The following is a 12,730-nucleotide window of genomic DNA, read 5'->3' as shown; positions in this document are numbered from 1 at the left end:
GCAGTCAGTGTGGCATTGCGCTGCGTGGCGACGCTGGCTGGCTGCCAACTGACGCCCTGATCATCGCTGAGCAAAATGCTGCCACGTTCGCCCACGGCCACCACTCGGGCGCCAAGATTGAGCAGGCCGTTGATCTGCACCCGGTCCGGGCGCGTGGCCAGCAGTTCTGCTTGCGGAGGGGATTTGGGAGAAAAGGTGTAGCCAATGGTCAAGGCGACCACCAGGCAGACCGCGTAGCCGATCACCGAGCGCATGAGCAACGCTCCTGTTCGGGGACGGCGTGGATAAGGCAAGTCATAGGGCCAATCCTCTTGTTTTTGTCACGCACCAAGGCATGCGAGGCAATCGAGATGGGCGTTGCCTCTGGATCAATAGTCGGTGCAAGGAATGGGTGGCACATCGTCCAAATGGCTTATGCAACTGTGGGAGCGAGCCTGCTCGCGATGGCGGTAGACCCGTGGGCATTGATGCCGACAGGTATGGCCTCTTCGCGAGCAGGCTCGCTCCCACGGGAGATCACCGCTCATTGGATTGGGTGGCGATCAAGCCATGTACAGGATCACCAGATCGTTGATCACCGACGGCCGGTCCTGGCCCACCACATGAATGTTGAGTTCCAGGGTGAGCTGGGTGCCACGGGCCAGGATTTCGACTTTTTCACCCGGGCCCGCGAATGGATGCGCGAGCCGGCTGGAACAGGCGCAGGGAAGCGCAGGCGATCGGAGCCATAATTGATCTGAGTGGTGAAGCCGCTGATTTCGAAGCCCAATGCCAGTTTCATCCGTGACTGCAGTACTTGCACCAGCGCACCATGGGCAATGGTGCCGCCGAATGGACTTTGCAGCCGCGCCCGCTGCGGATCGGTATGAATCCAGTAATCGTCCCCCGACAACCGCGCAAAGTCGTCGATCAGCGTCTGGTCGACCATCACCACATTGCTCCAGTCGCTGTATTGCTCACTGACCAGCGCCTGCAAGGCCGGCCCGTCGTTGAGGTCGATCTGGCGCGCGGGAGGTTGTGCCGACGTTGAAGGTGCCGGCTCGCTGCCCATTGCGGGCAGCGGCTCAAGACTCGCCGCATCCTTGTCAGTACCGGTGAAGCGCAGCAGCCGATTGCCCTTGGCGTCGACTTCGGCGAACACCGGCTGCAAGGCCATACCGATCTTGATTTCGTTTTCCTCAAAGCCGACCAGGTTGGTGTTGATGCGCACCCTTCGGCCAGCTCGACCACCGCCAGTTTCTGTGGCATCTCATCCATGAAATCGGGCAAGGTCGCGATGCGCGTCACGGTATAGCTGTACAGCGTTGCTGCGCCGTCGACTTCGCGCCAGGCCAGGTCGTCGCTCCAGGCACACAGGGCAATGTCGGCGCGGGTAGAAGTTCCAGTGCGCACAGGCGTTGCATTGCTGGATCAAAGCCGGCGAGCCTTCAGGCCCTCCCAGAAGGGCGCGGAGATCTGCGTGTCGCCACGGGCATCGGTTTGTTGTTGGACATGTGCTTATGCTCCCTGAAGTATCAATGCGCCCTGCTCACTCATTACCCCACCGGTGCCCGAGACGTAGACACTGTCGCAGCGCCCCAGTTGCCGCTCACCGGCAGTGCCGGCGATTTGCGTCACCGCCTCGATCACCTGGCTCATGCCACCGGCCGAGGCCGACTGGCCGAAACTCAGTTGTCCGCCATGGGTATTCATCGGGAAATCACCACGCCAGGTCAGGTCGTGTTCACGCACAAACGCCATGCCCTCGCCCTTGGCGCAGAAACCGGCATCCTCCAGGGTCAGCAGGGTGGTAATGGTGTAGCAGTCGTAGATCTGCGCGGCATCGACGTCTTTAGGCTTGAGCCCGGCCATGGCAAAGGCTCGCTGGGAAGCCGGACCAATTGGCGTGTGCAGCATGTCCTCGGCATAGGACGGCGACTTGAATGCCAGGTGTTCGCCAAACCCGGTGATAAAGGCCGGGCGCTTGCGGGCCCGCGCGGCCACTTCCTTGTTGGTGATAATCATCGCGGCGCCGCCGGCCACCGGCATGACGATTTCCAGGACGTGCAAGGGTCGGCCACCATCTTGCTGGCCAGCACCTGCTCGATGGTCAACGGCTGGCCATAGAACATCGCCTGCGGATTGGCCAGGGCGTTAGTGCGCTGGTCCACGGCAATTTTGGCCATGGCCCGCTGGTCGTAGTCGTAGTGCGCGGCATAACGCTGGGCGATCATCGCGTAGCCGGTGTTCTGGCCCATGTGCCCGTAAGGCAGGTCGAACTCAGCCTCGGGCGCGCCGAATGCCGTGCTATGCCCGCCAAAGCGCATGGACCGGGCCATCCAGCCAGGATCCTCATCGGGCCCCAATGGCGCCATGCGTGCAGGGATCACGCACAGCACGGCCTGGCACAACCCCAATTCGATCGCGGCGGCAGCACGCCAGACCATACCGACCGAGGTGCAGCCACCCAGGTCCACCACTTCGGCAAAGTTCAGTCGCAAGCCCAGGTACTCGGCAGCCATCGCCGGTACAAACACCGAGGCTTCATGAAAGTGCGGACCGTTGATCACCAACCCGTCGAGGTCCGAGGCCTTGAGCCCGGCATCGCGCAGGGCCTGCGCTGCCAGGTCCGCGACCTGCTCGAGGTGGAACATCTTGGGTGCGGTCGAATACTTCTCCGGTTTGTACTGTGCGGTGCCAACAATGGCCGCATGCCCTTTGAGCCCCATTAGTGCCTCCATGCCGAAGCGATACGCTGCGGCTTTTTCCAGTGTGTTGAGGTCCGGGCGCAGCAAGGCGGCCGCGGACCTTTTGTGGTCGATCAGAAGGTGTATTTCATCGAGAATGTGGCGTAGTCGCGGTCAGCGAACGGACGGTCGATCGGGTCCGCCTCGCCCAGATAGGCGATGTATTTCAAGCCGACTTCCAGGTTGCTCAAGTATTTGAACGTGGTGCCCATGCTCAGGCGTCGGTCGCCCTGCACCCCGGAGATGCTTCCGGACATGGGCGTGGAGCCGCTGAAGACATTGGAGAAACTGAAGGGGACTTCCAGATCCCAGCCTTGGAAAACCCCCGGATAACTGAACGATGCGCCCACGGTGTAGGCGCTGGAAGATTTGGTGCGGTAGCCTGCACCGGTGCTGTAGGTGTAGTCATCGGAAGCCGCCACGAGAGATGCCACGGAAGGAAGAAGGTTTACACCCTGCAGGTTCGGCGCGGCCGAAGCGGCTTCGACGCTGTCGACCTGCACCCGGATGACTTCGGCGGTCAGCGTCGTCTGACTGGCCCACGGACGATCCCCAGGATTCGCAATGCTGACAATTGCATTTGCTGGCCCTTGCCCCTGGCCGGGACGGCCCCAAGACCTGTGTTGACCATTACAGGCGCACCGTCGCGATACGACCATTCGGCGCCGATCTGGGTATCGCCGAGCTTGGTCGAGGCACTGATGCCGGTCAGCTTGATGTCTTCGAAGTACTTGATTCGATAACCATTGATGGCGAAGGCGTTGAGGCCTCCGCCCACTGGCAGCGGGTCATAGCCGACCAGGGCGGTGGCAGGATTCTTGTCGTGGTAATTGACGTGGAACAGCGACAGTTCGATGGCCTGTACCGGGCGGTAGCGAACCTGAACGCCCCACTGGCCGCTATCGCGGGGTTCGTCGGTGCCGCGGTAGGCGACCTTCTGGCCGTTGGCATAGATGAATTCGCGCCCGGGCCCGACCACATCGCTGCTCGACAAGTAGCTGCCCACCGGCGGCAGTTCAGTACCCTTCCATTCGTACTGCACGTAAGCGCCGAGGGTGATGTTGGGGTTGAGGCGGAAAGAGCCGGAGAACTGGCCCACCGGCAACAGAATCTCCTTCACTTCAACACCCGGCTGGGATGCTTTGACCGCGTCGGAAGGGTTCTGTACACCGTTCACACCGGGGTAGAACAAACTCTCGCCCCAGGATTCGATGTGCCGACCGGCCTTGACGTCAAGCATGGTGTTGTTGTCAAAGCGCCAGCCGCTGAACACGTAGGCATCCAGCAGTTTGCTGCGACCGCCACTGTAGTAACGGGTGTCACTGGTGAACTCGTCGTTGCTGCCGTTCTTGTTCACGGTGGCGGGCGAGTCGTTATCATTTTTGCGATGGTAGACATCGTCGTAGAAGGTACTGCCCCGCACCACCGCGCCGTAGTTGTCCTTGCGCAGGATCATTTCACCCAGCGCCCCTACGCGGTTGGTGGTCAGGCTGCCACTGTCGAAGTTGCGGTTGGCATCGTCGGCGTTGACCGTCAGCAGGCGATCGCTCTGGCTGCCAGTACGCACACCGAGGCCATAGCTGGTGGTCACCGACCAGTCGATGGTCGCGCCGTTGTCGAACTCGATGGTTTCACCGGCCCATACCGGTGTCGACACCAGCGCAATGGCCGCCGCCAGGCTGGTGACCTGAAACGCGCTTGAACCGATGACCGTAGAGTTATTGTTGTTTTTGTTGATCACACTGACTCTCCTGAAGGGCAACCGGTTGGCTGCCTGGAATGTTCAACACTGCTGCCGTGCCGTCCGCTCAAAACACCTTGAGCGATGTCACCGCGCACGCTCCACTTACAGCACGCCGGTAGCGATATAGCCCCCTGTCCTCTTCCCGCTCCAGCGACCCTTCGGCCACCAGGTAGTTGGCATGGGCCAACGTTTCGCCCAGCGCCATCAGTTCGTCGAAACGACCCGACAGTTTGGGAAACAGCAAAGCCATCAGTTCGAGCACGGTGCGCGGCTCGTCACAGTTGGCCAGCATCAGTGCCAGATGCCCGCGGTGATGGTCCTCCAGCTGATCCAGGCGCTGATGCAAATTGAAGAACGGCCGCTCGTGTGCAGGTAGCACCAGCACACTGTCGGGCAGGCTGCGCAGGTGTTCGATGGAGTCGAGCCATTCGCGCAGTGGGTTGGCCAACGGCTCTGTGGCATGCACGCCGACGGTGGAGGTGATGCGCGGCAACACCTGGTCGCCAGAGATCAGCAAGTCGTCATCGGCGGCGTACAGGCACGCATGCTCCGGCGAGTGACCGCGACCGATGACCACCTGCCAGGTACGACCGCCGATGTGCAGGCAGCTGCCCTCGCCCAAACGGCGAAAATGGTTCAGCGCAGCTGGCAGGAAATGCGCGTTGCTCATCACCGCGAACATCTCGGCACTCTGCTCGTCGCTGACGCCGGCCTTGCGGTAGAAATCGAGAAGGTCCCAGCCCGGCGGTTGCTCGGCGGGAAACCTGACGTGCAGTGACTGGAATTCGCTGGCGGTCATATACACCGGGCAGTGGAAACGCTCCGACAGCCATGCGGCCACACCGGCATGGTCAGAGTGGAAGTGGGTACACACCACCGCCAGCAGAGGCAGCCCGCCACACACTCACCGAGCACCCGGTCCCAGACTTCTCGGGTTTGCGCGGTGTTCATGCCGGTGTCCACCACTACCCAGCCGTCGGTGTGGCGCAGCAGATAGAGGTTGATGTGGTCCAGGCGAAACGGCAGCGGCATGCGCAACCACCACACACCCGGCGCCACTTCAAGCACCTGTCCGGAATCCGGCGGCTGTGGCCAGGGATAGCGCAAGCCGCTGCGCAGTTCGTGACCGTTGGCGTCGAGATCAGCCATGGTCGGCCACCGCGAAGGGCGCCAGGCCAGCCCGCTCCAGAGCTGCTTGCGAGTAAGGCACATAGGTGCGGGCCTGTTCGTCGCGGATGAACAATGGGTCGCCGCAACGCTTCGGGCAGTAGCCCTGGCGCTGTAGGTCAACCTTGCGCAGCTTGAAGCTGGCCGTCAGGTCGGCCGTTTGGGTAACCCGCACGAACACCGGAGCCGCGTAGCGCGGCAGGCGCGCTTCAGTCACGACATACAGTGCGGCCGGATCAAACACCTGGCCCGCCTGCATCTGGACCGCGGCCATGCCAGCGCGGCCTTCATGGCCCGGCACCTGCACCCCATAGATATTCACCAGTTCCAGGCCCTTGAGATCTCCCAGGGCGTCCGCCACTTCCTGGGTCGAAACGTTCTCGCTCTTCCAGCGATAGGTATCGCCGATGCGGTCGACGAAGTAGCAATAGCCCTCAGCGTCCTCGCGCAACAAGTCGCCGGAACTCCACCAGGCATCGCCTTCGCGCAACACATTGCGGCGGATCTTGCTCTCGGTTGCCTCGCTCGAGGTGTAGCCCTCGAAGCGACCGCCACCGATGTCCGGGTGATCGACGATAAAGCCCATGGCCTCACCAATCTCACCCACTTTGCAGACTTGATAGAAACCGTTTTCGTCCCGCGGATGGCAGTCGTTTTCAATGTCGTAACGCACCAGCCGCAAATTGGTCTTGTTCCAGTCCGGCACACGTCCGCAAGAACCGAAATAGTTGTCGACGTTGATCACCGCCGCCCATTGGCTTCGGTGGCGCCCCAGCCCTCGAACACCTGGATCGGACCGAAGCGTTCCAGCCAGCGCTGCCAGGAATCCGGCGACAGCCCGGCGCCGAGCATGCAGCGCAAGCTGTGCTCGCGCTCACCGGCGCGCACCGGCTGATTGAGCAGATAGCGGCAGATTTCACCGATGTACTGGAAGATGCTGATCCGATGACGGGCCACGTCCTTCCAGAACTCACGCACGCTGAACTTGCGGCGCACGACGATGGCTGCACCGGCGCGCAGCGCGGTAGAGGTGACCGAAGTGGCTGCGGCGCCGTGTGTACAGCGGCAGGCAGCAATAGAACACATCATCGCAGGTGGCTTGCAGGGTGACTTCCATCACATCGCCCGAGGACATCCAGCGCATGTGGCTGTAGCGCGCCGCCTTGGGCAACCCGGTAGTGCCCGAGGTAAAAATAAGCAGGGTCGGCGCCTGCGCTTTCGATGTGCGCGCGAATATCGCGTGGAAACGGCGTGCGCGGCGCTTTTTCCAGGCGTGCATCGAAATGCCCGTCGATCACCTTGGGCAGCGGTCCGCTCCAGGGGTTTTCCGCGTCGCGTATGAGCCAGCATGGCAAGTCCGGAAAGCTTTCGGTGGCTTGTATATTGGCCAGGCATTCTTCACCGATCACCAACGCCTTGGCGTCGGTGGTGTGCAATGCATGCAGCAACGCACGGCCGTTTACCTGGGTATTGATGAAGGCCACCACCACTCCCAGCTTCACCAGGCCGAACCAGGTGCAGAAGAACGCCGGGCGGTTTTCCATGGCCAGGGCACAGACATCACCGGCGCGCAGGCCGTTGGCGTAAAAAGTGTGGGCCATCTGATTGGCCCGGGCATCGACTTCCAGGTAGCTCAGCACCTGCTCGCCGTAGATCAGAAATGTACGTCTCACCCTGCTCGCGCGCCTGTTGCTCCAGGCGGTCCGCCAGGGTATGCCGATCACTCGGCTTGATCAGCCCGGCAGCCGCCGAGCGCTGGTCAAGCAGTGCCTGGGTCTGCTCCCGTGGTACCGCGCGGGTCGGCAGGAGGTGGCTGAAGTCATTCAGGTTCATCGCGCCACCTCCTGCGCATTCGCTTGATAAGTGGGGTAATCGGAGTACCCGGCCCGACCCGGCGTATACAGGGTCTTGCGGTTGAAGCCACTCAGAGGCAGGCCATTCTTCAAGCGCTCCACCAGATCGGGGTTGGCAATAAAGTGACGGCCAAACGACACGGCAGCCCCCTCGCCCGACGCGAGAGCGGCACTGGCAGAGTGGCCGTCGAAACCATCATTGAGAATCAAGCGCATGGGGACTGTGGCGACGCGCCAGGGCGAAGGCATCGAGGTCGGCCAGAGGCGAGCGCATGATGTGCAGGTATGCCAGCCCCAACGGCGCCACGGCTTCGCACAAGGCGGCCGCCGTCCCTGCGGGATCGCGGTCGTCAATGCTCGTTGTAGGGATTACCGGGGCACAGGCGAAAACCGACACGGCCAGCGCCGATCGCACTGGCCATGGCCTCGATGACCTCCTTGGCGAAACGCACCCGTCCGGTCACGTCGCCGCCGTAGGCATCGCTGCGCCGGTTGCTGCCTGAGGCCATGAACTGCATCGGCAGGTAACCGCTGGTGCAGTGCAGGCTCGACCCCAGTCGAAGCCCGCCAGGCGCGCATTCAGTGCGGCCTGACGGTAGTCTTCGATGACCTCGCCAATGCCTTGCAGGCTCAGCGCCAGCGGCTCGTCAGTGTCCACCAGGCCGGCGGCGTCACTGAACACCTGTGTGCGCGCACGCAATGCCGACGGCGCCACCGTGGCCGCCCCGACTGGCTTGTTGTGCCGGCTGGCGGCACGACCGACGTGCATCAGCTGCAGGACGATGCGCCTGCCCTCGGCGTGCACCGCCTCGGTGACACGCCGCCAGCCGACGATCTGCTCATCGTTATAGATGGCCGGGGTGCGACAATAGCCCAGACCGCTCGCGGAAGGCGCGGTACCCTCGGCCACGATCAACCCGGCGCCGGCCCGCTGGCGGTAGTACTCGACCATATCGCTGCCGGGTACTGCATCGGCAAGGGCGCGGCTGCGCGTCATGGGGGCCATGACGATGCGATTGGCCAGTTGCAGTTCGCCCAGGGCGACCGGCTCGAACAAGACGCTCATTGCAATTCCTCAGCTTCTTATTGTTTTCAGGCTTTTCCAGGGCCTGCCACAGCGTGGGCAAACCCTGACAGGCCAGCGAATATGGGCTGAATGATTGACCGTGAGCGCATGCGAAACATCGTCCGACAAGACTAGGTCGGCGATCCTGCAAAACAGGACGGTGCGCAGAGCAAAAATGGTCTGAATGGACGATGAGAAAAACCCGTGACACGCCGAGCATCGCGTCAACTAGAACAAAACCGGGAGCACCCGCAGTGAATCAATCCACCCTCGTGACATGGCGAACGCACTACGCGCTGTTCGTGCTCGCCAGCATCTATGTGTTCAACTACATCGACCGCCAACTGATGGCGATATTGATCGAACCGGTAAAGCTCGAATTCGGCATTTCCGATACCGGCATCGGCCTGCTTTCGGGGTGACCTTCGCGGTGTTCTATACCGTGTTCGGCTTTCCGCTGGGGCGGCTGTCGGACCGCATCGGGCGCAAGCCGGTGATCGCCTTCAGCTGCATTGCCTGGAGCCTGATGACCATGCTCTGCGGTATGGCCGGTAATTTCCTGACCCTGGTGCTGGCGCGGATCGGTGTGGCAGTCGGCGAGGCCGGAGGCACGGCGCCGTCGGTGGCCATGGTCTCGGATTTGTACCCGGCGAACCGCCGATCTACTGCACTGTCGGTGTTAATGCTCGGTTCCAGCCTGGGCGCGATTGTCGGCCTGGGCCTCGGCGGCTGGATAGCCCAACACCACGGCTGGCGCTACGCTTTCCTGCTGATCGGCGCCCCCGGAATCTTCCTGGGTCTGCTTCTGCTGCTGACCGTGCGTGCGCCCAAGCGCGTTGTGCCGCTGGGTCAGGTCGTGGCGCAACAGGAAGGCTGGCTCAAGACGCTGGTCGAACTCCTTCGCATGCCCTCGTTCCTGTGTCTGGTACTCACCGGCGGCGCGGCGGCGGTGCTGGCTACGCCATCGGCACCTGGAGCCCGAGCTTCCTCATCCGTTCCCACGGGCTCAACCTGCAAGAGGCCGGATTCCTGGTAGGCGTGGTGGGTGGCACCGGTGCGACTGTCGGCACCCTGGCCTGCGGCATTCTCACCGACCGCATGGCGCGGCGCGATGTCGGCTGGCAAATCGGTGTGCCGTTGGCAGGTACGCTGATCAGCATTCCCTTTGCTCTTTCGTACTTTCTCTGGCCCCAGGGCACGGCGTTCTACATCGGCAGCATCGCCGTTCCACAGGCGTTTGTGTTCTACAGCGCGTTCTCTTTTTTTGGTGTCTGGTGGGCAACACCGTGCCTGAGCGCCATCACCCACCTGTTCCCGGCCACACGGCTGGCACAGGCCACGGCCATTTTTGTGATGGCCATGACCCTGCTGGGCGTCGGTATCGGGCCGCTGTTTGTAGGCATGCTCAGCGATTTCTTCGTGCCGACCCTGGGCAGTGAATCCCTGCGCTATGCCCTGGCTTCGTCGGTGTCGATGCTGGTGCTGGCCTGCGTGTTCCTGACCCTGGCACTGCCGCGCTATCGACAACAGATGAAGGACCCTGCGGCGCATCTCACAGCGGTACGGCCCGTGGCGGCCTGACCACCTCCGCGCACCACCACGCCGCTGCAACCTTGCCAGGTTCCAGCGGCATTTTTTCGGTTTACCCTGTCAGTAAGTTCTCCCTTCAAAATCGAGTAGGAGGCGGATTCACATCCGCCGTCCTCTCTCACCACCGTACGTACGGTTCCGTATACGGCGGTTCAGGTTACACGGCTAAGCCGGTTTATCGTATCCAGTATCGAGACCAGCCCAAGTCGGTCCCACAGTTTCTTCGGCAGCGCCTGATTCATATGCGACGCCCCCGATTTCCACCATGGGCCTCGGCCATTGACTGCCGATTTCCACGCCCGCACCTCACCGAGCCCCAGACGTATCAAGTTGCGCGCCCTCGTAGAGGGTCGCTTCCATTGACGCCACATGACGCAGAGAAGCTTGTGACGCACCCAGCCTTCCAACTCCTCAAGCGGCCGCTTGCTTTGACTTAGCTTGAAGTAGCCAGCCCAACCGCACAGTACGGGGGTTATTTGCTCAATGATGTAGCTTACTGAACGCCTCCGCACACGGCGCAAGAGGTCCCTGAGTCGATCGCGCAAGCGACGCAGGCTCATGGTTGCCACTCGCAACCTTGGCTGTTGATGCCAGCTCATCCCATAACCCAAATAATCACAGGCCCAAGGCCGTGCCACACGGCTCTTTTCCCCATTCAGTGTCAGTTTCAGACGCTGCTTCAGGAAGCGCTCGACACTCGCCATCACTCGTTCACCCGCACGACAGCTGCGCACATAAATGTTCGCATCATCGGCATAACGCACGAAGCGATGGCCCCGCCGTTCCAGTTCGCGATCGAGTTCGTTGAGCAGGATGTTCGACAGCAACGGCGAGAGCGGGCCGCCTTGCGGCGTCCCTTCCTGCCGTCGGCTGACGAGTCCACCAGCGTGGCCACCACAGCCAAACTGGTTGTGCTGACGCGCAACGCGCCATGCCTGGCGCACCCACAAAAAAGCCGATCTAGCTGATCGGCTTAACTGTCTGATTATATTCAGGAAACATGGTCGGGATGGAGTGATTCGAACACTCTACCCTAGCACCCCATGCAGGGGGTTGAAAGCAAGGCATTTGTTCGCGATCCTCATCAACGGGATTAAACCTTCAAATATGAAAGACTTTACGCGCTGCTATCGAGAATCTGACCCATCCCAAATCACCGCATGAACGAGTCAGTAGAGAACTTCCGTTCTCATTGCCAGACATCGAGTATGATTTTGGAAAATGTGCATCCCAGGGGGAAGGAAGGAGCCAAGAGTGGCACGCTAGAAGCTTTTATCTTACTGTGCTCCCTCTTGTTAGCGGCCGAGCCACGTTGCCTTCCCGGGTACGCGCCCCTCAACTCCAATGTGGCGCTACACTGAAGGCCGCCAAACGTCATCATTGAGTTACGTCAGAAATCCCCATTCGCGATCGCTCGCACACGTGACGCGACTGGGGGTACATTTGGGGGTACATCTTGATTTTTTCGTGCTGAAACACGCCCCAGCTTATGCCCCCAGATAATGCCCCCGTTTTCCGGCGAAAGCTCAGCGAAGCATTCATCCGTTCGCTGTCCGAGCCCGGCAAGTGCGCCGACGGCGAAGTATCCGGCCTTTTCCTCCAGGTGAAGGTGTCGCTCAAAGCGGGTAAGACCGCCTCCAAATATTGGCGGCTGAAGTATCGGCTGCATGGCAAGGAGAACGTGTTGCCATCGGCAACTATCCCGACGTCGGCTTGAGGGAGGCGCGCGACATCGCCCGCGCGGCACGACGCAAACAATCTCTGGATGAGACCACCCCGCAAGCCATTCGCAGCCTCTCGGCAGCTCCTGCAAGCAATCATGTGTCGCGCAGGAACTGCCGACAAGCGGCGATTCGGTCAGGCACAGGCCGTTTTTGATCAGCCGATAAAGATGAAGTTTTCCCCTGGCCCCGCACGCCCCACGCGGGCGGTGTTGGCCTGCACCTCGGGGTCTTCATGGCCGAACGATATGCCGAACAACAGCACATCCCCCGCCGGCGCATCGACCGCAGCCCGCACCAGACCGGCATGCAAACTCAGCGCAGTTTGCGGGCAGCTGGCCAGGCCATGAGCCGTCAGCGCCAGCATGAAGGTCTGGGCACACATGCCCAGGTCCGCCGCTTCGCGCACACCGAAACCTTCCGGCAGGAAGAAGAACGCAACATGGGGTGCATCGAAGAATTTAAAGTTGCGCATGAACGCCGCGCCACGACCCGCCGTGTCTTCGCGGGAGATGTTCATGGCCGAGTAGAGCTGGCGGGCCGAGTCGTGCTGGCGCGCCTGATAGACGCCTTCGTAGCGTCCGTCGTAGGGCACATCGGGGCTCATTTTCCCGCTACTCATGGCACTGGACATGTCTCGCCCCAACTGTGCACGAACCTCGCCGCTGACCACATACACCTTCCACGGCTGGGTGTTGCAGTTGGAGGGCGCGCACGCGGCCAACGCCACGATCTGCTCCAGCACCTCTTGCGGTACGGCCTGTGGCAGGAAGCCACGCACCGAGCGCCGAGCTCGCAGCACTGCGTTGAAGGCCTCGGCGTTGTCGATTTCCGTACCTGCTTGTCGTTCCATGCTTGCCACT

The 12,730-nt window shown here is 61.7% G+C and carries 1 protein-coding gene and 10 pseudogenes; 2 read left to right on the top strand and 9 right to left on the bottom strand.

What is annotated here, in order from left to right; genetic code table 11:
- The 7 pseudogenes from JFT80_RS10675 to JFT80_RS10645 all read right to left on the bottom strand — a co-directional run.
- A pseudogene (locus JFT80_RS10675) lies at positions 1–254 on the bottom strand (glycosyl hydrolase); the annotation flags it as partial.
- A gap of 288 nt (positions 255–542) precedes the next feature.
- Positions 543–1,493, bottom strand: a pseudogene (locus JFT80_RS10670) (OB-fold domain-containing protein).
- Positions 1,494–1,497: 4 nt separating this feature from the next.
- Positions 1,498–2,708 (bottom strand): annotated as a pseudogene (locus JFT80_RS10665) (thiolase family protein).
- A gap of 92 nt (positions 2,709–2,800) precedes the next feature.
- Positions 2,801–4,383, bottom strand: a pseudogene (locus JFT80_RS10660) (DUF1302 domain-containing protein).
- Positions 4,384–4,534: 151 nt separating this feature from the next.
- A pseudogene (locus tag JFT80_RS10655) lies at positions 4,535–5,619 on the bottom strand (MBL fold metallo-hydrolase).
- A pseudogene (locus JFT80_RS10650) lies at positions 5,612–7,470 on the bottom strand (long-chain-acyl-CoA synthetase). The pseudogenes JFT80_RS10655 and JFT80_RS10650 overlap by 8 nt, the downstream one beginning before the upstream one ends.
- Positions 7,467–8,556: pseudogene (locus JFT80_RS10645) on the bottom strand (alkene reductase). The pseudogenes JFT80_RS10650 and JFT80_RS10645 overlap by 4 nt, the downstream one beginning before the upstream one ends.
- A gap of 254 nt (positions 8,557–8,810) precedes the next feature.
- Between JFT80_RS10645 and JFT80_RS10640 the strand changes: the two are divergent.
- Positions 8,811–10,137 (top strand): annotated as a pseudogene (locus tag JFT80_RS10640) (spinster family MFS transporter).
- 161 nt (positions 10,138–10,298) lie between these two features.
- Here the strand turns inward: JFT80_RS10640 and JFT80_RS10635 are convergent.
- Positions 10,299–11,033, bottom strand: a pseudogene (locus JFT80_RS10635) (group II intron maturase-specific domain-containing protein); the annotation flags it as partial.
- A 602-nt stretch (positions 11,034–11,635) separates the two neighbouring features.
- On the opposite strand from JFT80_RS10635, the pseudogene JFT80_RS10630 reads away from it, so the two are divergent.
- A pseudogene (locus JFT80_RS10630) lies at positions 11,636–11,898 on the top strand (Arm DNA-binding domain-containing protein); the annotation flags it as partial.
- A gap of 126 nt (positions 11,899–12,024) precedes the next feature.
- Here the strand turns inward: JFT80_RS10630 and JFT80_RS10625 are convergent.
- Positions 12,025–12,720, bottom strand: a complete 696-nt coding sequence (locus JFT80_RS10625) for a nitroreductase (protein ID WP_201147829.1) — start codon at positions 12,718–12,720, stop codon at positions 12,025–12,027.
- Positions 12,721–12,730 lie beyond the last annotated feature (10 nt).

Source organism: Pseudomonas sp. TH10, assembly GCF_016651255.1.
GTDB lineage: Bacteria > Pseudomonadota > Gammaproteobacteria > Pseudomonadales > Pseudomonadaceae > Aquipseudomonas.
The sequence above is the reverse complement of the archived record's forward strand: the minus strand, read 5'-3'. Positions and strand labels throughout refer to the sequence as shown.